15 protein-coding genes are annotated in these 22380 nt (G+C 45.9%); 5 read left to right on the top strand and 10 right to left on the bottom strand.

What is annotated here, in order from left to right:
• Positions 1 to 89: 89 nt before the first annotated feature.
• The 5 genes from GGU45_RS16690 to GGU45_RS16670 all read right to left on the bottom strand — a co-directional run bounded on the left by GGU45_RS16690 (position 90) and on the right by GGU45_RS16670 (position 9909).
• A complete protein-coding gene (locus GGU45_RS16690) occupies positions 90 to 2246 on the bottom strand; it encodes a hypothetical protein (RefSeq protein ID WP_435226645.1) in 2157 nt (718 codons plus the stop codon).
• A gap of 72 nt (positions 2247 to 2318) precedes the next feature.
• Positions 2319 to 3296 carry a BT_3987 domain-containing protein gene (locus GGU45_RS16685; protein ID WP_435226643.1) on the bottom strand — a complete coding sequence of 326 codons (978 nt, stop codon included), beginning with the start codon at positions 3294 to 3296 and terminating at the stop codon, positions 2319 to 2321.
• A gap of 53 nt (positions 3297 to 3349) precedes the next feature.
• Positions 3350 to 5200, bottom strand: a complete 1851-nt coding sequence (locus GGU45_RS16680) for a RagB/SusD family nutrient uptake outer membrane protein (protein ID WP_435226641.1) — start codon at positions 5198 to 5200, stop codon at positions 3350 to 3352.
• Positions 5201 to 5222: 22 nt separating this feature from the next.
• Positions 5223 to 8309 carry a SusC/RagA family TonB-linked outer membrane protein gene (locus GGU45_RS16675; protein ID WP_435226639.1) on the bottom strand — a complete coding sequence of 1029 codons (3087 nt, stop codon included), beginning with the start codon at positions 8307 to 8309 and terminating at the stop codon, positions 5223 to 5225.
• 589 nt (positions 8310 to 8898) lie between these two features.
• Positions 8899 to 9909 (bottom strand): LacI family DNA-binding transcriptional regulator, encoded by a 1011-nt coding sequence (locus tag GGU45_RS16670; protein ID WP_435226637.1) that lies wholly within the window; start codon positions 9907 to 9909, stop codon positions 8899 to 8901.
• A 202-nt stretch (positions 9910 to 10111) separates the two neighbouring features.
• Between GGU45_RS16670 and GGU45_RS16665 the strand changes: the two genes are divergently transcribed.
• Positions 10112 to 10954, top strand: coding sequence for a hypothetical protein (locus GGU45_RS16665; protein ID WP_435226635.1), 843 nt, complete (start codon positions 10112 to 10114; stop codon positions 10952 to 10954).
• 84 nt (positions 10955 to 11038) lie between these two features.
• On the opposite strand, the gene GGU45_RS16660 is transcribed toward GGU45_RS16665, so the two are convergent.
• From GGU45_RS16660 to GGU45_RS16650, 3 genes are all read right to left on the bottom strand, one after another.
• Entirely contained in the window at positions 11039 to 11632 is a 594-nt protein-coding gene (locus GGU45_RS16660; protein WP_435226633.1) for a LytR/AlgR family response regulator transcription factor, read from the bottom strand.
• 181 nt (positions 11633 to 11813) lie between these two features.
• Positions 11814 to 12134, bottom strand: coding sequence for a thioredoxin (gene trxA, locus GGU45_RS16655; RefSeq protein WP_018626163.1), 321 nt, complete (start codon positions 12132 to 12134; stop codon positions 11814 to 11816).
• A gap of 140 nt (positions 12135 to 12274) precedes the next feature.
• Entirely contained in the window at positions 12275 to 13438 is a 1164-nt protein-coding gene (locus GGU45_RS16650) for a nucleoside permease (protein WP_435226630.1), read from the bottom strand.
• 175 nt (positions 13439 to 13613) lie between these two features.
• On the opposite strand from GGU45_RS16650, the gene mqnE reads away from it, so the two are divergent.
• Together mqnE and GGU45_RS16640 are read left to right on the top strand one after the other, a co-directional pair.
• Positions 13614 to 14759, top strand: a complete 1146-nt coding sequence (gene mqnE, locus GGU45_RS16645; protein WP_435226628.1) for an aminofutalosine synthase MqnE — start codon at positions 13614 to 13616, stop codon at positions 14757 to 14759.
• Positions 14760 to 15139: 380 nt separating this feature from the next.
• Positions 15140 to 15574 carry a CBS domain-containing protein gene (locus GGU45_RS16640; RefSeq protein ID WP_435226626.1) on the top strand — a complete coding sequence of 145 codons (435 nt, stop codon included), beginning with the start codon at positions 15140 to 15142 and terminating at the stop codon, positions 15572 to 15574.
• Positions 15575 to 15672: 98 nt separating this feature from the next.
• Here GGU45_RS16640 and GGU45_RS16635 read toward each other — a convergent pair whose 3' ends face one another.
• Complete coding sequence (locus GGU45_RS16635) at positions 15673 to 16971, bottom strand: alpha-amylase family glycosyl hydrolase (protein WP_435226624.1); 1299 nt, start codon at positions 16969 to 16971, stop codon at positions 15673 to 15675.
• 181 nt (positions 16972 to 17152) lie between these two features.
• The gene (locus GGU45_RS16630; RefSeq protein ID WP_435226622.1) at positions 17153 to 18799 is read right to left on the bottom strand and encodes an ABC transporter substrate-binding protein; all 1647 of its coding nucleotides are present in this window, start codon (positions 18797 to 18799) and stop codon (positions 17153 to 17155) included.
• Positions 18800 to 18933: 134 nt separating this feature from the next.
• Here GGU45_RS16630 and GGU45_RS16625 point away from each other — a divergent pair, with 134 nt between their 5' ends.
• On the top strand, positions 18934 to 20616 hold the full coding sequence (locus GGU45_RS16625) for a M1 family metallopeptidase (RefSeq protein WP_435226620.1): 1683 nt from the start codon (positions 18934 to 18936) through the stop codon (positions 20614 to 20616).
• Between the two features lie 9 nt (positions 20617 to 20625).
• Positions 20626 to 22137 (top strand): oligosaccharide flippase family protein, encoded by a 1512-nt coding sequence (locus GGU45_RS16620; RefSeq protein ID WP_435226618.1) that lies wholly within the window; start codon positions 20626 to 20628, stop codon positions 22135 to 22137.
• Positions 22138 to 22380: the final 243 nt, after the last annotated feature.

Raw genomic sequence — 22380 nt, 5'->3', positions numbered from 1 at the left:
ATTAATCTGCATTTGCAGCAAAAGGTTTCATACGCCATACTTAATCGTTAAAGCAAAAGTAGAAACAAACGGCGACATCACCAAATACCCTATAGCTGTATAGTAACCGCAACGCCCTCGTTGCTGTTTTCAAACCGCAGAAAAAGGGTTTTGGATGCCGCATCCCAGGTGTTATCCAACAGGGGAGCCGGTTTTCCGCTTTTTGTTAACACTATTCTTTGAGGTTCCGATGGGAGGTAGATGCGCATGGCATTATTGGTTGCCGAAGGGCTTTTTAGCAGGAAGGAATATTTTCGGTTGTTATAAATTTCATTATAAGCCCTGCCTGCCGCCGCCAGGATCTTTGGCTTGCTTCCTTTGATGGCTTCCAGGTCGTATAAAAAGGCCTGCTGTCCCGGCAGGACCTCCTTATGCGCCAAAACAGGCAGGCGCGGGTCAAACAGATCCACCACGGGGCCATTAATGATTAACGGTTGATGGTCGGCATTTTCATCAAGTACTGCGGCAATAATATAAGGGCCCCGTTTTAACAAAAAGTGATTTTTCTTTTCCAGTTTTCCGGCATCTGCGTATTGGTTATAGGCCTGCTCCACCTGCCCTAAAAAATCAGAATCGCGCCCGGCTTCCAGCACCAGTTCTTTCGGATCAATGCGATTAACTACTGCCCAGCCCTTGCCGGCTTTTACAAAACCCGGCTTACTGCCATCAATATGCAACAGTCGGAACAAATCTGCCGAAGGCGCTTTATAATGACGTCCGTTGCTGTTCCACCATTCCTTTACGGTTTGGAAAGGATCATCATCGCGCCCATAGTAGAGCAGTACGCCGCCGGAGCGTACCCACTGCGCCAGGAACCGGTGATATTCCGGCTTTAGGGGTTTCATATTTGCATAGCTCATTATCAGTACCCGAACATCCTTTAGTGTATGATTGTTTTCCAGGCTCTCCATGTGCACCGTTTCAACCGGTATGCCGTTCTTCAGCAATGGCAAGGCCATACCATAAAAGTTGGAAAGCTGCGGATCTTCATATCCTGCATGCGTTGGAAAACGCTGAAACATCATTGAGTTCGAAACCAGCACTCCAATACCTTGACTACCGCTAACCTTATTGGATGATACCGGCATTTCATTTAAAGCATTCACCATTACCTGCATTTGTGTTGCATAAGCAGGAGAAATCGGCTGTTTTTCACTATTTCCTTCAACTTTAAACCGGCCAAGGTAAATACGGTTGGGCCAGGGCATTACTTCATAGCTGGCTACGGTTGGGTATAAAAGTTCGGCGGTAAAAGTAGCCTGGTAATTCTTTTTATAATCATCCCAGGTTCTTGGCCAATCTTCAATGGGGTCGGTTAACAAAAATATTTTTTTCCCTGTGGGCTGTATCATCGATACCATGGATCCATATTCAAGGAAAGCGTTCTCAAAAACCCGTTCTTTCTTTACTCCGTTATAATAAACCGGTTCGCGCGAGGTGCCGGTCCACACCTGCGCAATATAACCATCTACATCCTTAATAGCGGCAAGGCTGGCTTCGGGGCTAACAATCTGCCAGGAAGAATAGTTAATTAATGAATGGGTAGGCACGTAACACTTTACATTGCGACCAATGGCCCTGCTGTACGATTTCACATACTCGAAACAGGTTTTGAGTGCATGATAATAAAGATGGTATTTTAACTTTGAAGACAGGTAGGTGGCTTCGGGCGATTCATGCTGTGGCCTCCAGTTAAACCCATAATAATTCTTCCATTCTTTTTTGAACGCGGTGCTGTAGCCTGCCCTTGCCCAAAATTCCGGTTCCTCGAGGTGTATGGCCGTTACACCCGCATCAATAGCCCGTTTTAAATGGGTCTTTATATACTCCAGGTAACCGGCTGATGGAACAATATAGGGCACATTATGTCCATGCCAGATTGTATCGCCATTGCGCTGTACCTGTCCTTCATCCAAATGGGTTCTGCCATCATATTTTCCCAAAAAGTAATCCTGGTACTGGCCCCATGCAATGCCGGTCATAAAATGAACCTGGTAACCTTTATCTCTCCATCCCTTTACCCGCTCTTCAAATTTTCCACCCGCATCATTGATACCATAAACAATAGCCACATCTGATCGTACATCATACGCCGCGTTCCAGGGCGCAGCAACCTGAAAGGCCGTTTTTTCCTGAGCAGCGCCAGCGCATTGAAACAGCAGCGCCAGGAGCAGGCCCCCAAACCTTTTATAATATTTGAATATCATTGGCAATCGCGAAAGGGAGGCGCTATCCAATCCCGCAGAACACGCCTCTCCTCTTTTCTGTATCTGTTATTCTTAATAGAACTGAATAATCTTCCATTCTGTAATCTGAATCAGGCTGGACCCTCCGTTTACTGTTACCAGCATCCGGTAATAAGTATACGCATTGGGAAAATTTACATTAAACCGGCGTGTTAATTGCCGGCCAAGAAATATTTCATCTTTCCTGTTATCCAGTGTTGTCCAGTCCGTTCCGTTATTGGATCCCTGGAACAACCAGTTTTTCGGATCTCTGTCAGGAGCATCATTACCTGAAGTAATTTCATACGCATCCAATCGCTGCGGCGTATTCAATTTCAGCTGCATCCAGAAATTGGGGTTGTAGTTAAAACTCAGGAATTTTGTGGAATAATCGTTGTCGACCAATTTAACCGAGCCCTCTTTTGCATTTGCGCCATCCCGGTTTTCATCGCTCACAGTCAATGTTCCCAACGGCGTAATGTCTTTTACCCGGGTTTGCAGGGAATCCAGTTTAAAATAGGTCACGGACAATGCAGAATCTTTATTGCCCGCCGAAACACTTTTAATTTTAACGGGTAAAAGATAATGATAGCCAAACGATATCTTTTGGCCATTTACCAAAACAAAAAGCGGCTCAGAGCTCTTTTTACCGGCCTTAATGGTACCGGTATTGGAGGAAAGCGTATAAACGCTGTCCGGAAGCGGATAGTATGTATATCCTAAATACCCATAGTTAATATTGTATTGGGTAACCAGGGCCGGATCCACTTCAAATTGTACAGTTACATCCGAGCCCGGACCATTGAACCCGGAATAATAGGCGCCAAAAGTAACCTGCTGTATCGAATCCATTTTATACAGCGTCATTACAGAACGGTCCTGGTATGCCTGCGGCATATAGATCGTTCCCTCTTCCGGTGAATACAGGTCATCCGGCTTCGCACAACCCGTCATCATTATACCGGTTCCACCTGCAGCGGCGGCCCAAAACAGGATTTTTGTAAAGAATATTTTGGTATTAAAACACTTCATGTGTATGGTTTTAATTGTAATAAAGTAGAACTGCCAGTACCCGTGGGTTTCATTTACCATCCGGGGTTTTGTACCAGGTATTTGTCTTTCAAGACTTCATCATTGGGTATTGGCCACAAATAATCGCGGGGTAAAAACCTTCTTTTTTGAACGAGTGTTTTTTTGTAGAAATCATTGCCATCGGCATATACATTCATACCATACACATCCGCTCCCATAGTTTGCGGCGCAATCTTCCACCGGCGCACATCAAAGTAGCGAACATTTTCAAAAGCCAGCTCCACCATACGCTCATGCCGGATGGCTTCGCGCATTTCCTGTTGGCCCGCTGGCAGCGGAAGGGCATTTACCCCGTTGCCATATTGTGCAATCCCGGCCCGCTCCCGGATCAGGTTCAGATACTTCAAAATATCAGGATTACCCGGATCACTTTCGTTGAGCGCTTCTACATAATCAAGGTAAATTTGAGCCAACCGGAGATGGACCCATCCCCTGCTATCGCCACTTGCAGCAAGCTGCTTCCGAACCACATACCCGGTGGAGGTTACATCCCAGGAGCTCTGTGTTTTACCGGAATTGCCACTAAGTTCAAAAACCGGTGTTACTTCCGTAGCGCTGCCCCCCTGGTTTTGCCAATAGCTCTTGTTGTATGTAACGCCCACATAGAACCGGGCTTCCCTGTTTACCCATTGATTAAAGGTAGACCGGGACTTAACATCATAGGGCGATTTAAAATCAGAAAAACCGGCATTCACATAACCCGATTCAGGATCGGTTATCGGGTACCCGCTCCTCATATTATAAGCATCTACCATCGACTGGTTCACAGACAGGAAACCAGCGCCCTTGCCTACGGTGTTGCCATATCCTACCAGCTTTGGAGTAATATCATACCAATAATCCCCCGCACTGGCCATGGATTTTCCAAAAATCCATTCAGAATTCCAATCCTTTATCATCACATTTTTGCAGGACTTATACGCCGCCACCCAGGCGTCATTATCCGACTCTTTGTAAAGCGCATAGGTCTTATTATCAAATTCATTTAAAAACTCCTTTGCGGCGTCCACTGCCAGCTTCCATTTATTAGGGTCATAGGTTTGGTTAACCAGTTGCGTTCCATCGTGGTTTTTTAAAGATGCCAGCTCTTTATTTCCATTAAACAGCGGGCTTGCGGCAAGCATCAGTACCTGAAATTTGTAAGCCTTACAAACGCCGGTGGTAACACGGCCCCATTCTTTGGTGGTTCCATAAGTAAGCGGCTGATCAGGAGCCTGGGGGCTACCGGCTACCGACTGTTTGATCTCATTATAGGCAGAATCCAACTGTCCGACTACATAGTTAACACATTCATCAAATGTAGACCGTTTAAAGAAGATCTCATCTCCGCTTCCATTTACCGGCACTTCATTGGGAAGGATAATCAACGGTCCGTACAGGCGCATCATCCAGAAATAAAACAAGGCCCGCATGGCACGCGCCTCGCCCTTGTAGTGCATCCGGATCATGGAGCTTACTTCGTTTGGATTGGCGCCATCCACTTTATTGATAAAATCAGTAGCTGTTCTTACAGGCTTATACCAGTTGATCCAGTAAGTCCCCCCAACATTGTTATCCCAGGTGCTTTGGTTGAGCGAGTTGGACATCACCCAGGAGAGCGACCAGTAATTGGCCTCATCGGAGGCGCCCGTCCATGGCCCGGCATAATTGCTGGGTGCAAACCGGGCGCTAAAATCGTCCGGCATATTTGTATAAACCTGGGCCAGATACGCTCTTGTATTGGCCAATGATTTGAAAATATCTTCCTCCTTTAAAATATTATCCGGAATCTGGTCCAGGAACCGTTTACAGGAGATGGACAACGCGCTCAGAACAATGACGATAATGATGATTCTACTTTTCATTGTATTCAGAATTTACATAAGATTAAAAATTAGCTTGAATTCCTATTGACAGGTTCCTCGTATTGGGATACGTGTTGCCATCCCCCGTATTCATTTCGGGGTCCCATAATTTAAAGGGGCTCCAGTAAAGCAAATTCACTCCCGAAAAATAGATTCTTGCATTTTGCAGCCCCATCCGTTTAAAGCTTCCCCTGGGTAAATTATAACCCATGTCTAATGTCTTAAACCGGATAAAGCTGATATTTTTCACCCACCAGGTGCTGGTTTGGTTGTTATTGGCGGTAGAATTGCTGCTAAAGCCCAACCGGGGATAAAACGGATGCTCCGCATGATTGTCCTCCGTCCAACGGTCCACAATATTGGCATAAACATTGCCATCGTTTCCGCCACCCGCAAAAGGCGTACGGGCAATGCCGCCGATGGTCCGGTAAGCCCCGGAAAGTCCCTGGAAGAAAGCGCTCAGGTAAAACTGGTGAAAATTGAATGTAAAGCTAAACCCATATACCAGGTTGGGCACATCACCGCGGCTGATCTTTGTCTGGTCATATACATTGATGACGCCATCGCCATTCAAATCCTTGTATTTGATATCCCCGACCCTTGGGTTGCCCAATGCGCTCTGATCGGGGCTGTTGTCAATTTCGGGCTGACTTTGAAACAACCCCTCTGCCACATAACCAAACTGTGCCAGGATATTTTGTCCCCGCCGTTCCTGGTAAGGATCTGCAAAAGGAGCCTGTTTATTCTCCACCAGCACATCGGTATTATAAGTGAACGTTCCCCTGAATGAAATATTGGATTTTGCGCCCAGCGGAATCGCTTTTAATTCCACCGTTCCGTCAAAACCTGAAGCATCTACGGTGCCGTAGTTCCCCACAGGATTGTACTGAAGCCCTGCGTAACTCGGGAAATCAGCACGGGTAAGGAATACACCGGTCCGATAGGATTTAAAGTAATCCAGCACAAATGACAATTTATTATTGAATACATTAAATTCCAACCCAAGGTCCTGTGTATGCGCCGTGGCCCAGGAAACATCGGCCCCATATTGAGAAATGTTAATACCGGATATACCGGTGCTGTTACCCGGCAAACCAAAATTGATGCCTCTTGCCCCGGTGGTGATCAGGGTCAGGTATCCGAAACGCAGGCCCGTTCCCGGTGCACCTGCAATACCGTTGGAATACCGCAGTTTAAAAAACTGGAACACATTCGATAAGGGCTCAAAAAACTTCTCGTTCGACAATACCCATCCCACGCCAAAAGAAGGAAAAAACCCAAACCTCCGGGAAGGCGCGTAGTCCTCAGAACCATTATAGCCAATGTTCACCTCTCCAAAATATTTATCCTTGTAAGCATAGGTGGCCCTTCCCGCATAGTTTTGCTGCCGGTGCGGAATAAACTGGCTTAAATTACCCTGGAAGGGATATACCTTACTTAGCTGGTTATATACCAGGGTTGAGGTAACGTGATGCACCCCGAATGTGCGATCATACAAAATTTGCCCTTCGGCGGTGAATTGCCGGTCGCCCCCATTTCCAATGCCAAAACCAAGATCATCAGACCCGTTGATCATTTGCTCCAGGTTCAGCGATCCATCCTCTTTATAATGGTTGGCCTGGTTGAGGTAATAGATACTCCGGTTTCTTCTTCTGTATTGGAAAGACTCGTTAAATACATCGAAAGAATAGGTACCGTTTACAGAAAGACCTTTCAGCCAAAAGCTCAGATCCTGCTCCAGTTTAGCATTGCTCTGTACCCTGGATTGAAATCGTTTTACATATCCTGTTTGTGTAACGGCCGCCCAGGGGTTGGGCGAAGCCGTAGCTCCATAAGCAATACCAGACACGAGGTTGCCGGGATACATTGGTGGGTAAAACACCGGGCTCGCGTTCATTGCCTGTCCAAAAGCCTGCGCCGCGCCACTTCCCGGCTCGTTAAAATCAGTAATCCAGCCACTGATACCGAGGCTAAACCTGGTGGTCTTTGTCCAGTTCATATCAATATTGGAAGTAAAATTATAGCGCTGATAACGGGTTCCTGCATCATAGTCCACATTCGGATCTGTTTTTAAAAGTGAGGCCTCGTTATAATAGGCCACAGAGGTATAAAACTTGGTATTTTCCGTACCACCCGAAGCGCTGAAATTAAACCGCCTGTTTGATGAATATTTTCTGAACAAATAGTCAATCCAGTCGATATTCGGATACACATAAGGATTTGCCGTCCCGGATAGCGTACTGTCTATATAAGCCTGCGTAAATTGCGGTTGGAGACCGGAAGCGATCAACGCTTCATTTTTAACGCTCATATAGGTTTTTGCATCCGCCATATCCTGAACCTTTGTGAAAGTTGTCATTCCTTCATTATAGTTCGCCATCAGGTTAATCTTGCCTGTTTTCCCTTTTTTGGTGGTAATCAGTACTACACCGTTAGCCCCCAGGGATCCATAAACAGCGGTGGAAGCCGCGTCCTTCAGCACCGTAAAAGACGCAATATCTTCCGGGTCGATGCTGTTTAAATCGCGTCCCTGTATGCCGTCAATGATGATCAGGGCGCCACTCTGGCTTCCCCCGAATGTCTGTATGCCCCGTATCCAGACGTCTGCCGAATTACTGCCGGGCATTCCCGAGCGCTGCACACCCACCAAACCGGCGATACGCCCCGCCAGCATCGTACTCAGGTTTGCCACAGGATGCTGAAGCTCTTCTGCTTTTATCGTGGATTGGGCGCCCACCAGGCTCACTTTTTTCTGACGCCCATAACCGACCACCACCACGTCATTCATACTGCCTGCGATTGCCTCCAGTGAAATGTTTTCAACAATCCGCTCTTTAAATACCCAGCGAAAGGTTTGATAACCGATAAAAGAGGCCGCCAATGAATCTCCTTTGATTGCGCGGATGGAAAATTGACCCTGTGCGTTGGTTGCCACAACCTGTCCGGAACGCAGGTTCTCAATGGTAACCCCTTCCATAGGCGCTTCCAGTTTGTCTTTTACTGTTCCGGTTATGGCAATCGCTTCCGGGTCCTGGGCTGCGAGCCGGTTGGGCAATGCTCCTAAAAAAAGAACAGCAATCCAGAGCATCAAAGTTTTGTGTACACTCATAGAAATACAATTATTGGTTTTTAATACCGTGAATCATTATGTATCCGGTATACGCGCATTCAATAGCCCGTATGCCTTTTACCTAAAGCTTAATCGTTTAAATTTCGAAAACGCAGGTTCGGTCAAACTATCCTGAATTACCCATTATCTGAATTTAAATCTGAACTATATAAACAGCTATACTTAACAAGGAATAGTTAGTAAAATTTACACAGCCAATCAGTGCATTTTTTCGTCCCCTGCTCAGAATCAATGTAAAACACCAAATGAAGCATGTAAAATAAAAAAGGGGTATTCTTTTAGGAAAAGGAGCTGGTCGGTTTTGACCGGATCCCCTTCTACATTTCACATCGGATATTTATTATTCTACATTTTCAGAAGCCTTTCTAAAGAGCAGTTTTTTATAACACGTCCCTTCACTTTTTTATTCCTTACCCGGTATATATCCATTTCCTTACACAGCAAATCAGCAAGCAGCTCCTATTTTATCTTTATTAAGTATTCTTAAACCGGAATTAGCATCCATAAAACAACAAAATCGTTTTTGCAAATTAAAAGTAAAACTTCCAAATGAATTAACAAAATTTTTTTAAACAGAATTCCGTAAAATCAGTTCGGCAGCAATCAGGGCGCCTTCTTCCGGCGTCTTTTTTATTTGGCCGCCCATCTGGTCCATTAGTAACCGCATGGCCTGAACCGCAATCTCCTGCACCGGCTGACTGATTACCGAAATGGAGGGAGAAGAAAACCGGAACAGGTCCGTATCATCAAAACTGAACACGGCCACTTTTTCCGGTATCGCTATATCCAGATCCTTTAATGCCTTTATACCAAACATACCAAGATAGTTGGTTGCAAAGATGATGGCATCAATTTCCGGGTGCTTCTTAAGAAAACTCCGGATCCTTGGTTCATATTGCGCTTTATCCTCGTAGTAAGGAAGACGAAGCAATAACTTTTTCTGAAAAAGACTGCGGCTTTTCATGACTTCCACAAAAGCCCGTTCCCGCTCTTTCATATGTACCTGGTCCATAGTTACGTTCACAAACGCGATCTGCTTCCTGCCTTTCTCTACCAGGTATTCCGCAGCCTGCCTCACACCTCCATAATTATCAACAAGGGCAAACGGAATTTCTTCATCGGGGAAATAACGGTCGATCAGCACCAGCGGTTTACGGCTTTTTTTTAAAGCCTGCACTCCGGCTTTCATGCCAAGAGAAGGGGCGATCAAAAATCCATCTACCTGTTTTACCAGCAACTGGATCAGGTCGTTCCCCCTGCTGTCATTATTTTCCGTACTCCCATACACCACCCGGTAGCCAACCATAGCTGCGGCTTTTTCGACCGATTTGGCCAGTGAAGCAAAAAACGAGTTGGCAATATCCTCCACAATCAAACCAATCACATGCGTTTTTCCCGTTCGCAGGCTCGCTGCAGCCCGGTTGGGAATATAACCGGTTTCTTTAATAATAGACCGGATATGCTGCACCATTTCATCGCTGATGCGCATCTCCTGATGCTTCCCGTTTACTACAAAGGAAACCGTTGATGGCGCAACACCGGCAAGCCGCGCAATATCTTTAATAGATAAATGTTTCACTACAGATGATCAAAAAGTTTGATGTTGAGAAATCCCCGTTTCTGTTACGATGGATAAAATTAGTTGTTTTTATCCGATAGTCTGATACCGCTTAAAATTTTTGGCAGGATTACAATTCAAACAGTTTATTCAGCATTTCGTACAATGAATCAGGATCTGCTAATTACAAATAATGTAACCTTTACACATAAAAAAAACGATTATGAGAAAACTATTTTTGCCGACAGCAGCCGCTGTCTTACTATTGAGTTCCTGTGTAAAAGAGTCCGGTACCCTCAGCAAAACCGCGCCAGACGCCGGAGTTGCCACGTTAATGGCGGCTGGCGGCAAACAGAAAAACAAGGTTTACAGCGGGCCCGAAGTTTCCTTTAAAAAAGGAAAGGCTACCACCCTATACGAGGTAGATGCCATGAACCATCCCGTGAGCCTCGCCATCTACATTAACAATGCCGCGTGGAACAGCCTTGATATGCCGGCTCCGGGCGGCAGCAACAATGTTCCGGCCAATACAGTCATCCTTCGCTTTCATCCCAAAGTAGACGCCCATATCTTCAACCACGTGGAGCTGAACTGGAACCCCCATGGCCACGAACCGGAAAATATTTACGGACTGCCGCACTTCGATTTTCATTTTTATAATACAAGCGTGGCGGAGGTAGAAGCGATTCCTCCCTACGAGGTGGACCCTTCAAAATTTGATGTTCTGGTGGGCGAAGATTATCTTCCTTCACATTATTTTAATCCCGGCGGTGGCGTACCGCAAATGGGTACCCACTGGTTAGACGCCACATCCCCGGAGCTCCCGCCCCAAAACGCTATTTTTGGTCAAACATTTATTTATGGAACTTACAACGGCAAAGTCACTTTCATAGAGCCCATGATCACCAAGGCGTTCCTGGACGACAATTCGGGATTTACAAGATCCGTTCCCCGGCCGGCAAAGGTAGCCATTAGCGGGTACTACCCCAAGATGCTGCGGCTGCAGAAAACGGATGATGGCTATTTAATAATACTTGAAAATTTTGAATACAGGGAAGCGAGTTAACCACTCCCCGGGAGTGCTCCCTCCGGAAGTTGTATCACTACGCTGATACAACTTTTTTTTTGCCTTCCCTATAAGAACCAACGCTCACTGGCCAATCCATTTCTTAAACGCTTTTACCCTTTCACGGCTTACAAGCAGGTTGCTGTTAAAAGAAGGATTTAAGCACAGGCTAAGCCGGCAGCCCGAAAAAGGCACTATGTCCCGCACCGCTTTTGCAGCAACCATGCAGGCGCGGTTGATCCGGAAAAAAGAGCGGTGATCCAACATGGCATCAACGGCATCCAGTGTATAGTTAACAATAAACTTTTTGTTGTCAAAGGTCTTTAGAAAAATGACTCTTCTATCTACATAAAAATAGGCAATATCAGATGTCTCAATACTCGCCATCCGCTTTCCGGATTTTACCAGGAAACGGGTACGGCCGGTTATATGGTCCTCCATGCCAGCCGTTGGGCGAAACACAAAAACCAGGGGGTCTTTAAATGCTTCAAAGCTTTGATCGCTTGCCGGCTTTATATCCATAAATATAAGGTCGGGCGCGGGATGCGTTCCCAGCCATTCCCGGCTTTCGGGAATACTTTTCAGAACGGCCATAATTTCGATGCCCCCATCTGCAGACAGCAGTCTGGATAATTTTTTTACAGCCCTGTTTTCGTCTTCAATAATAACCGTTGTCATTACCGATTGGTTTTATTCAGATCCAATAATCATTCACGGGTTCAGCAGCAGTTGGTAACATTTGGGCTAACAAAAGAGGGCTTTGTTTAACAAAACTAATAAAATCCCTGCGCAAACCAATAAATAATGAAAAGCCCCGTGAAAATCATCACGGGGCTTTAACTATGTGCCGGCTTTTAAATTAATTGAGGTGGGATTCAATTTTCTTTACAAAATTGCCCTTGGGCTGCGCACCTACCAGCTTATCTACTACCTGCCCGTTTTTGATAAACAAAATGGCGGGAATAGAGGTGATCCCATAATTCATGGAAACCTGTGGGTTTACATCCACATTTACTTTCCCGATATTTACTTTTCCTTCGTATTCTTTGGACAACTCTTCAATTACGGGACCGATTGCACGGCAGGGACCGCACCACTCTGCCCAAAAATCTACCACAGTTAATTTATCGGAGTCCAATACCTCTGCCTGAAAGTTAGAATCATTAAATTCTTTTGCCATTTCAAATATTTTAGTTTGTTAATTGTTTAAACCGAATTACAAATTTAGTTCCCATTTAAATAACAGGCAATATTGACAAAAAGTTGTGCAGAAAATGTCAATACCGGCAAACAGCCTGACAAATGACCGCTAACAGCTGTTCACCCCGAAGCGCCCACACCTGGTATTTCGGGGCTATGCCGGTACCGGAACACCAATGCAAAAAAGAACCCGACAACCAGCGCATAAACCGCAAAGACCAACCAAACAGTGCTCCAGTCTGTCGTTTCGTTCCGGGTAAAGTGCTGCACGAGCCATCCGCTTCCAAAACTTCCGATCATGGCCCCAATGCCATTCGTCATCATCATAAATAATCCCTGGGCACTCCCTCTTATTTTTGAAGGAGCCTCTTTTTCTATAAAAAGCGAACCGGAAATGTTAAAGAAATCAAAAGCCATTCCATATACAATCATCGACAAAATAAGAAATACCAGCCCTTTCCCCGGGTCTCCGATGCTAAACAAACCAAAACGCAGAAACCAGGCAAACATGCTCATCAACATTACCGTTTTGATACCATATCTTCTCAGGAAAAAAGGGATGGTTACAATAAAGGCTGTTTCCGATATCTGGGAGATTGAAATCAATATGTTGGGGTACTTTACCCCAATAGTGTTCGCAAAAGCAGGATCAAATTTAAAATGATCGATAAAAGGAACCCCCCATTGATTGGTGATCTGTAAAGCAGCTCCGAGAAACATTGAAAAAATAAAAAAGGCCGCCATCTTCGGCGTCTTAAAAAGGCGGAATGCATCCACACCAAATGCAGCGGAGAGCGAGCGGGGGCCTTCATTCTCCGGTTTGCAGGGCGGCAATGTAAAACAATACAGGCCGGTTGCCAAAGCGCTTCCTGCGGCAAAGAGTAGCTGCCCGTTGGTGAGGGTCCAATGAAACAGATCCGTTAGCCACATTGCCGCAATAAATCCAATGGTACCCCACACTCGTATAGGAGGAAAATCTTTTTGAGGCTCCAGACCGTTGTTCTTTAAAACGTGATAGGCAACGGCATTATTTAAAGATATTGTTGGCATATAGGTAATACACACGAGCAGCATGCCCCAAAACATCTCACCAGGCGCGGTTAGGGTAGCCGTATAATATAATGCGCCTGCGCCTGCGATATGCGACAGTCCCAGAAGCCGCTCCGCATTTACCCACCGGTCACCAATGATACCCAGCAAGGGGGGCATAAAGATAGAAGCGATTCCTAAGGTTAAAAAGACGGTACCGATCTGTTCCCCTTTAAAATGAAGGGTTGAGTACATATACCCCCCGATGGAAGTAAGGTAGGCCCCCCAGATAAAAAACTGTAAAAAAATTGATGATGATCAATCTTAGTTTTATACTCATAGATGAACTTCAGTTGCTTTATACATTGTACGGCAGTTGAAGATAATTATTTACCCCGAAGTTTTGCTAAATTTGCAAAAAATAAGCAGTATGGCAGCAGTGATGGATCAATCTATTTTACCTGGAGACACCGATCTGAGAGCAATTGCTCAAAAAATATACAACGACCAGCGCATTACCGATGAAGACACGCTGCTCCTGTTTGAAAAAGGGAGCCTGGGCTTTGTAGGATCCCTGGCCAATTTTGTGCGTGAAAAATTACATGGAGACATTACCTATTTCAACCGCAATTTTCATATAGAGCCCACCAATGCCTGCATCTACACCTGCAATTTCTGCAGTTACAGCCGGCTGTATGCACACCGGGATGAAGCCTGGGAACTGGGACTGGAACAGATGATGGATATTGTAAAAAAATATGATGGCGAACCGGTAACGGAAGTGCATATTGTAGGCGGCGTACACCCTAAAATGAACCTGGAGTTTTTTGCAGAATTGCTCCGGAAGATCAAAGTACACCGCCCCGATCTTCATATAAAGGGATTTACGGCAGTAGAGCTGGATTATATGTTCCGCAAGGCGAAAAAGACGGTAGCCGAAGGCATGCAGTACCTCAAAGATGCAGGGCTCGAAAGCCTGCCCGGCGGAGGCGCCGAGATCTTTGCAGAAGCCGTTCGGCAGCAGATATGTCCCGATAAAGTAGATGCCGATGGATGGCTGAAGATCCATGAAACTGCTCACCAGCTGGGGATGCATACCAACGCCACCATGCTGTACGGACATATTGAAAGCTTTGCCGACCGGGTAGATCACATGCGCCGCCTGCGGGAACTGCAGGACCATACAAAGGGGTTCAATACCTTTATCCCGCTTAAGTTTCGCAATAAGGACAATGACATGAGCCACGTGCCGGAATCGACCCTGGTAGAAGACATGCGGCTCTATGCGATCGCCCGCATTTACCTCGACAATTTTCCCCACCTGAAGGCCTACTGGCCGATGCTGGGGCGGCAAAATGCCCAGCTGTCGCTCTCCTTTGGCGTAAACGACCTGGATGGCACCATCGATGATACTACCAAAATCTACTCCATGGCCGGCGCAGAAGAGCAAACACCCTCCATGTCTACGGAAGACCTGGTAGTGCTTATCAAACAGGCCAAACGCCAACCGGTGGAGCGGGGTACGCTTTATAATGTGATCAAAGACTATGGCCAATCTGAAAATGTGAAAATGTGAAAATGGGAGATCCCGCAAAACGGAACAGGTTCCGGGGATATGGATCAGTGGTTATCGGGAGTGGCAATAAAAACCCTGGTATATTCGATAGACTTTTCTCCGGTGAAGATTTTGCATCACATATAATAAAGAAGCGGGGGCAATTTTATTAAAATGTTTGATCGAAAGTGGTTTGGAGCATACAAACCATGGCCAGGCTTCGGTCAGTGAGGGCAATGACCAAAAATATAAATAATTTTGATCCCGGTTCATTATAAAGCAGATCCGGCATGAAACATAGAACTTGAAACACTGAAACCGGGAACTTGAAACTAAAATCTCTCCGCGATTAGGTTTTTTCCGCGATTTATAATATATTGCTGATCTAAATCATTGCTACTATGGCTAAGGTTTCCAATATTCTTGCCCGTAAAGGGCATGATACGATCAGCGTTGCCCCCACTACCTCTGTTTACCAGGCACTGGAATTAATGGCCGATAAAAATATCGGGGCGCTTGTTGTGCAAAACGGCGAAACCTACCTTGGGATCATCACCGAGCGCGATTACTCCCGTAAAGTGATCCTGAAGGGAAAGCACTCCTCCGATACCACGGCAGAAGAGATCATGTCCACCAACCTGCCCCGTATTTCGCCGGATGATTCCGTAGAACATTGCATGGAACTGATGAGCGACAAGAACATCCGGTACCTCCCGGTGTTTATCAGCGCACGGCTTGCAGGTATCATTTCCATCAGCGATGTAGTAAAAGAAACCATTCTGCAGCAAAAAGAAACCATTAGCCATTTGCAGGATTATATACATAGCAACGGGTAAGATTTCTTGTTTCAGGTCCGGGTTCCAAGTTCCAGGTTTCAAGTTCCACGTTAGAACACTAACCTGAAACCTCAAACATGAATCGGACATTCCCCTTATTACTTTTCATAAACCAGGTACCCGTAAGGCTGCATCTCAAAACTTTTTGCCATTGTAAAATCGCGGGCGGCGCCGGAAAAAACATCGTTGAACATTCCGGTCAGATGAGTATCTGTAATATCAATTTGCAGCTGCGATATATCTGAAAAGTTCAGTACAACCAACACCTCATGATCGCCATTTTTACGCAAATAGGCCAGCACTTTATCATCGGCCGTAGTAGCCAGCTTAAAGGTAGTCACCGCCGGGTCGCCACCCCGCAATGCAGGATTGGCCGTGTGCAGGTTCAGCAATACTTTATAAAAATGATGCAGCTGCAAACCGTTTGTTGACTGCACCTCTTTTGCCGGCCAGGGAATCGGATCCCGGTCAAAAAATTGCAGCCGTTTATCTTTTAAAGGAATTTCCTGGCCACTGTATACCAGCGGAACGCCGTTCCAGGTACAACTGAATACGGCAAGAACGAGTGCCAGGTGTCCATATTTTTCATACTCGGTACCGTTCCAGCTATTTTCATCATGATTGGAAGTAAACCATGCACGCATGCTGGAGTCGCCAATAACATTGTATTGCAGCAGCAGGTCATATAAACCGGAGAGCGGCTGTTTCTTTTTAAAAAATTCTTCCGTCTTATGCATCCATTTCCAGGAGTAGCTGGTATCAAACACGGTACCATAGTCCGGGTTCTCCAGTTCATCAAACTCACCCAGCCAGAACAAAGGTTTTGCCGCATCCAGCTGGGGCCGCGCCTCCCTCCAGAAATCCAGCTGTACCCAGGAAGCCAGGTCGCAGCGAAATCCATCAATATCCGCCTGTGTTACCCAAAACTTCATAGCATCGATCATGGCCCGGCGCAGCTCAGGATTGCTATAGTCCAGCTCAATAATATCATCCATGCCGCTGGCAATTTTAAAGGCACCGGTAGCACTATCCTTTAAATAGAAATCCGGGTTTGTTCTTGTCCACACATGCCCCCAACCCGTGTGATTAGCCACCCAGTCGATGATCACCTTAAAGCCCATTGTATGCGCCTGCTTTACCAGCTGCTGAAAGTCCTGCAGGGAACCAAACTCCGGGTTAACGGCCGTGTAATCAGAGCAGGCATAGTAACTACCCAATGTGCCCTTCATCTCTTCTTTTGCAATAGGCGTAATGGGCATCAGCCAAAGGGTTGCCACGCCCATATCCTTTAAGCGCGGCAAGGCCGCAGCAAACGCATTAAACGTGCCCTCGGGTGTATACTGCCGCAGGTTGACTTCGTAAATATTTGTTGTATGCCTCCAGTCTGTAGTTATCATTGTTCTTGTTGTTTTCGATTTCCCTTCTGATCCTTTCTTATTTTCCGGGGCATCAGCTTACTGGCCCCGGTTATCAAAAGCAGCGTTGCAAACAGCTGCTATTTGCCCATGTCACTTCTTTTGTTTGAAGATAATTATTTTTTTGAGATTGAAGAAGCTGTTAGAAAACAGATTCCTTCCGCTACATATCAAGGATCTGCACCCTCCGTAATTCCAGTAAGTTTAACGCATTGGGCTGGTACCCCTTAATATTAGGTTGTATAAACTGGATCACTTTATCGTACCAGAGCGGCACCACCGGAGCATCATCAATGGCCAGCTGATCGGCCTGCCGGTATAAAATATACCGCAGCGAATCATTGGTTTCCCGGATGGCCGCCTCAAAAACGGCATCAAACTTTGAGTTGCTGTAACGGGTATAATTAGGCGGAGCGGGGTTTTTGGAGTAAAATACTGATAAATAATTTTCAGCATCGGGGTAGTCAGCAATCCAGCCTCCGCGGAAAAAGGCTGCTCTTGAGTTGGCTGTCATCTCAAACAACAACGATTTCTGTACCACTTCCACCTGTATGTGCATTCCAATCGCTTCCAGTTGTTTTGCTATAAAATTGGCAAAATCTGCATACAGGGAAATCGTGAGCAGTTTGATCACCGGCAATCCCTTACCGGCAGGAAAACCCGCCTCTTTTAATAAAGCGATAGCTTTTGCGGGATCATAATGATAGCCTTTGACCAGCGAATCATTAAACGAAGGCAGTCCCTTGGGCACAAACCCCGATTCAGCAGGCGTTCCAAGCGAGTTGCGCAAATAAAGAATCATCTTCCGCCGGTCGAACCCATAGTTGATCGCCTGCCGTACTTTTTTAAACCGTAGCGGCGAATTACGTACGATCTCATTAGCGGTATCTACCAGGATCCCCAGGTACTCTATATTAAGATAGGGCTGCGTTTTTAACACCAGCTTTCCTTCCCAGGCCTTTTTAAGCGTTCCCCTTTTCGTAAGCACCTCATCCTTAAAACTGGGATCCAGTTCATTTACAAAATCAAGATTGCCCTGGCGCAGCAACAGAAACTCCGTAGCGCGACTATCTTTAAAACTGATTTTAATGCCGTCAATATAAGGCAAGCGATTGCCGGCACTGTCTTTTTCAAAATAATGAAGGTTCTTTTTGAACACCAGTCCCTGCCCTTCTTCCCAGGCTACAAACTGGAATGGCCCGGTGCCTACCGGGTGGCTTCTGAAATCCACGCCGAATTGCTGTACGGCCTCCCGGGCTACCACAGAACAATACTGCATAGATAAAATACCCAGGATGGGCTGGTAGGGACGCTGCAATCTTAGCCGGAAAACCGTATCACTCAATGCCGTAAACGGGTTTATAGCATCGGCCTTCCCATTAAAAATCCAGGCGCCGGGACTGGCTACTTTGGGATCGATGATCCGGCCAAGGCTAAACACCACATCGGCGGCCGTCATACGACGCCCCCGCCCCCCCGGGAAAACCGGGTTATCATGAAAAAAAACATCGCTGCGCAGGTAAAAAGTATAGACCCGTTTATCCTCCGATACTTCCCAATGCGTAGCCAGGGAGGGCTTTATGTTCAAACCGTCATCAATCTCTACCAGGGTGTTAAACAACTGATGCGCGGGCCACATGGTAGATTGATTTTTGGCAAATGCAGGATCCAGTGAAGCAATGCCTGTATACTCATTATACCGGAATACTTTTCGTTTCCTTACGTTGCGATCCGTACATCCTCCCAACGCTATCACCAATAGCAAAAAGAAAAGTGCAGCAGGCATCCAATATAGTAGCGTTGTTTTCATCTTGAACGTTTAAATTTACAATCCAAACCATTCCGGTAATGATTTTTTTGAAAAATATTATTAACACACCAGTGGGGTACATAACATTTTTTCTACAACACCGCATCCTTTCCGGCAAAACCGGTCGTCCTTGTATGACAAAAAAAGCAATCGCAAAAGCGTTCGGGACAAAAATAGTATGCGCACTCTGCATGATGCTGTTCTTTGCCGGGGAGCCCCGGGCGCAATTGCTGCACCAGCAGGAAACAGGTACCCGTCAGGACAGTCTCAGGGGCGGCTACGGTGCAGGCAGAAACTGGTGGAATGTGCTCAAATATGATATCCGGCTTCTTGTCAACATTGATGAAAAATTCATCAGCGGGTACAATGACATCACCTATGCTATCCTCCGGAATTCAAAAGCCCCCATGCAGATAGACTTGCAGGAGCCCATGGAGATCGAAAAGATAGAAGACCTCAATACCCGCAGGCCCGTTACCTTTCGCCGGGATGGAAACGTATACTGGATCAATACATCCGGTATAGTTGCCAATAAAAAAAACAGCACAATCCGCATTTATTTCCGTGGAAATCCCGTGGTAGCCAAAACTCCTCCCTGGGATGGAGGCTGGATTTTTACAAAGGACGAAAAAGGACGTAACTGGGTTAGCACTGCCACACAAGGTATTGGCGCCAGCTCCTGGCTTCCTTGTAAGGATCACCAGGCCGATGAGCCCGACAAGGGCATGACCATCAACATCAATGTACCGGATAGCCTGGCGGCCGTAAGCAACGGTCGGCTGACCTCCAAAACCCGTAACGGGAACGGTACTACCGACTGGAAGTGGACTGTTACGCAACCCATCAACACCTACCTGATTACCCCGTATATCGGGCATTATGTAAACTTCAACGATACCTTGCAGGGAGAAAAGGGGAAGCTGGATATTGGTTACTGGGTGCTGGATTATAACAGGGAAAAAGCCAGAGAACACTTTAAGATTGTAAAGCCCATGCTCCGCTGCTTTGAGTACTGGATGGGCCCCTACCCTTTTTACGAAGACAGTTATAAGCTGATAGACGCCCCGCACCTGGGTATGGAGCACCAGAGCGGCGTGGCTTATGGCAACAAGTACCTGAATGGTTATTTGGGCAAAGACCGGTCCGGAACAGGCTGGGGAAATGACTGGGATTTTATTATTGTGCATGAAAGCGGGCACGAATGGTTCGCCAATAACATTACGACCAAAGATATTGCTGATATGTGGGTGCACGAAGCTTTTACCACTTATTCCGAAATCCTCTTTGTGCAATGCCGGCATGGCTTAAAAGCAGCCAACGAGTACCTGATCGGGCAACGGAAGATCATCCGGAACGATAAACCCATCATCGGCACCTATGGGATAAACAAGGAGGGCAGCAGCGATATGTATGATAAAGGCGCCAGTATGATCCATACCATCCGCCAGATCATCAACGATGATGAAAAATTCCGCGACCTGTTAAGAACCCTGAACCGGGATTTTTATCATCAAACGGTAACCGGCAAACAAATTGAAAACTATATCATCCGGAAGACGGGCATACCATTGCAAAAAGTGTTTGACCAGTATCTGCGTACCACCAATATTCCCGTATTGACCTATACGATTGATGGTGGCAAAATACATTATAAGTGGACGCGTTGCGTACCGGGATTTAATATGCCGGTGCAGCTGGCCAACGGGCAATGGCTCCATCCTAAAGAGCAATACCAGGAGGCGCCATCAGATATTTTAGACAACAACCTGCTCCATGTCGATCCAAATTTTTATATCAAAGTAGAAAAAGCTTCTTAATCCGGTTCCATGAGTGCAGAGATCAGGAAACACAGTATTATTTCGTCTGCCGTTATTTATATCGGCTTTGCCATAGGTGCATTAAACACCTATTTATATGGGAGAGAAGGCTTTTTTACCGAGGAACAATATGGGCTTACAACACTATTCATATCTGCATCCCAGGTAATTGTATCCGTAGCATCCCTTGGAATGCCTTCATTTATTTACAAGTTTTATCATTATTATAATGACAACCTGGAACCCCGGAAAAACGACATGATCGCCTGGGCCTTATTAACCGGGCTGGTTGGCTTTGTCATCGTCTTTTTATTGGGGGTTGCCTTTGAACAATTTTTTGCAAGAAAATTCAGCAACGGGTCTGCCCTGGCCGTTTATTATTATTATTGGATGTACCCCATATCGCTGGGCTTAACCATTTTCGGGATCCTGGAGGCCTATGGATGGAGTTTAAAGAAATCGGTCCTTACGAATTTTTTAAGAGAGGTGCAGTGGCGGCTGCTGACCACTTTGCTGATTGTTTTGTTTCTGCTAAAGATAATTCCCGATTTTGGCCTGTTCATCAAACTATATTCCTTTATATATCCACTCATTGCCCTGATCCTGTTGTTGTACCTGGCAATCACGAAAAAGATACACTTTACTTTCAGCGTAAGTAAAGTAACGCGCCGCTTTTTTAAGAAGATCATCCGTTTCATATTTTTTGTATACTCCGGGCTGCTGGTATTTACCATTTCCCAGCAGTTCGATTCCCTGGTACTGGCTTCAGTCACCAAAACCGGCTTAAAAAACCTCAACATATTTACGCTGGCAGTATTTTTAACCAGCCTCATACAGGCCCCGCAGCGCAGTATCATTGCCGCTTCCATCCCCTATATATCAAAGGCCTGGAAGGAGAAAAAAATAAGCCAGATCCAAAATATCTACCAGCGGTCTTCCATCAACCAGCTGATATTTGCCTGCCTGCTCTTTACGCTGATTGCCCTGAATTATACCGATGCCATTGTTACCTTAAAGCTAAGGCAAAGCTTTCTGCTGGGCTTTGTTCCCTTTATTTTACTGGGATTAACCCGGGTTATTGATATGGGCACCGGCGTTAACTCCCAGATCATCGGCACCTCTACCTACTGGAAATTTGACCTGGTCAGCGGGATCATCCTGTTATTGTTTATGCTGCCCCTCACTTATATTTTTACTAAAAGGTATGGCCTCATGGGGCCGCCCATTGCCAACCTCATTTCTATTACTATTTACAATATTATCCGCATTGTATTTCTCTGGAAAAAGTTCCGGCTCTTTCCTTTTACAAGACAAACACTTTATACACTCATCCTTAGTGCAGTCGTGTACCTGGCGGCCTGGCTTTTGTTCCGGGGCCTGCATGGCTTCCCCGGTTTATTTGCCCGCAGCACTTTTATTGTGGCGCTATTCGTGGGCGCCGTTTATTATTTCAACCTGACCCCCGATCTAAAACCCGTGCTGGCTACATTGGTAAAACGGCTGAAGAGAATCAGGGATTAATGTGAAAATGTGCTGATTTGAAAATTTGGAAATGAGGCTTACGTTTAAAATCGGGGTCTCCGTAGATAAAGGTTTAAAGTTCCAGGTTTAAAGTTTCAAGTTGGACCATTAACGGGGTCTTCGTATATTAGTAGGTTGACCAGAATCCAGAATCCAGAATCCAGAATCCAGAATCCAGAATCCAGAATCCAGAATCCAGAATCCAGAATCCAGAATCCAGAATCCAGAATCCAGAATCCAGAA

The organism is Niabella hirudinis (assembly GCF_051201075.1).
In the GTDB taxonomy this organism is placed as follows: domain Bacteria; phylum Bacteroidota; class Bacteroidia; order Chitinophagales; family Chitinophagaceae; genus Niabella; species Niabella hirudinis.
This window is presented reverse-complemented; position numbering and strand designations above follow the sequence as displayed.

Bases quoted from the DNA above. Each gene is read 5' to 3' on its own strand.
- GGU45_RS16690 (WP_435226645.1), bottom strand. From the start codon at position 2,246: ATGATATTCAAATATTATAAAAGGTTTGGGGGCCTGCTCCTGGCGCTG.
- GGU45_RS16685 (WP_435226643.1), bottom strand. From the start codon at position 3,296: ATGAAGTGTTTTAATACCAAAATATTCTTTACAAAAATCCTGTTTTGG.
- GGU45_RS16680 (WP_435226641.1), bottom strand. From the start codon at position 5,200: ATGAAAAGTAGAATCATCATTATCGTCATTGTTCTGAGCGCGTTGTCC.
- GGU45_RS16675 (WP_435226639.1), bottom strand. From the start codon at position 8,309: ATGAGTGTACACAAAACTTTGATGCTCTGGATTGCTGTTCTTTTTTTA.
- GGU45_RS16665 (WP_435226635.1), top strand. From the start codon at position 10,112: ATGAGAAAACTATTTTTGCCGACAGCAGCCGCTGTCTTACTATTGAGT.
- GGU45_RS16660 (WP_435226633.1), bottom strand. From the start codon at position 11,632: ATGACAACGGTTATTATTGAAGACGAAAACAGGGCTGTAAAAAAATTA.
- trxA (WP_018626163.1), bottom strand. From the start codon at position 12,134: ATGGCAAAAGAATTTAATGATTCTAACTTTCAGGCAGAGGTATTGGAC.
- GGU45_RS16650 (WP_435226630.1), bottom strand. From the start codon at position 13,438: ATGTACTCAACCCTTCATTTTAAAGGGGAACAGATCGGTACCGTCTTT.
- mqnE (WP_435226628.1), top strand. From the start codon at position 13,614: ATGGCAGCAGTGATGGATCAATCTATTTTACCTGGAGACACCGATCTG.
- GGU45_RS16640 (WP_435226626.1), top strand. From the start codon at position 15,140: ATGGCTAAGGTTTCCAATATTCTTGCCCGTAAAGGGCATGATACGATC.
- GGU45_RS16635 (WP_435226624.1), bottom strand. From the start codon at position 16,971: ATGATAACTACAGACTGGAGGCATACAACAAATATTTACGAAGTCAAC.
- GGU45_RS16630 (WP_435226622.1), bottom strand. From the start codon at position 18,799: ATGAAAACAACGCTACTATATTGGATGCCTGCTGCACTTTTCTTTTTG.
- GGU45_RS16625 (WP_435226620.1), top strand. From the start codon at position 18,934: ATGACAAAAAAAGCAATCGCAAAAGCGTTCGGGACAAAAATAGTATGC.
- GGU45_RS16620 (WP_435226618.1), top strand. From the start codon at position 20,626: ATGAGTGCAGAGATCAGGAAACACAGTATTATTTCGTCTGCCGTTATT.